General features: G+C 75.1%; 1 protein-coding gene. It reads left to right on the forward strand.

Annotated features, from left to right (window positions below):
* Positions 1-99 precede the first annotated feature (99 nt).
* Positions 100-766: trimeric intracellular cation channel family protein (locus PINTE_RS21500; RefSeq protein ID WP_084343909.1), on the forward strand; the 667-nt coding region annotated here is incomplete at its 3' end.

Consider the following 766-nt stretch of genomic DNA (forward strand, 5'->3'; position numbering starts at 1 on the left):
CCCGCGGGCGGACCCCCCGGCCGCGCGAGCCCGAGCGGGAACCGGACCCCGCCGAGTTCACCGGCCGGTAGCGGAGCGCGCGTGTTCCCGGAGGCATTCGTGGCATTCGTGGCATTCGTTCAGGTGGCGGGCGCGGCACCGGCCGTGGTCGACCAGCCGCAGGTCGACCTCGCGTTCCGCGTGGTGGACCTCGTCGGCGTGTTCGCCAACGCCACGCTCGGTGGCATCATCGCCCGCACGCATCGGCTCGACGTCGTGGGGTTCGCGACGCTGGCGATCCTGTCGGGGCTCGGCGGCGGGATGATCCGCGACACGCTCCTGCAGCAGGGACCGCCGGTGGCGCTCACCGACTACGCCTACGTACTGACGGCGCTGACCGCCGCGGTGCTGACGTTCGTGCTGCGCGTCGACGGCCGCCTGTGGCAGCGGCTGTGGCCGGCGCTCGACGCGCTGGCACTCGGGTCGTGGGCGGCGGCCGGGGCGCTGAAGACCCTCTCCTCCGGCCTGGGGTGGCTGCCCGCGATCCTGCTCGGCACGATCACCGCGGTCGGCGGCGGGGCCTTGCGCGACGTCGTGTTGCAGCGGGTGCCGGCGGTGCTCGGCGGCAGCACGCTGTACGCGACGTGCGCGGTCGCCGCCTCCGGCGTGATGGTCGTCGGCTTCCACTACGGCCGGCCGGAGGCGGGGCTGGTCGCGGGCACCGCCGTCGGCGCCGGGCTGTGTCTGCTGGCGCGTCGCTACCGCTGGATCCTGCCCGACAGCGACG

Source organism: Piscicoccus intestinalis NBRC 104926, from assembly GCF_001515525.1.
Taxonomy (GTDB): Bacteria; Actinomycetota; Actinomycetes; order Actinomycetales; family Dermatophilaceae; genus Kineosphaera; species Kineosphaera intestinalis.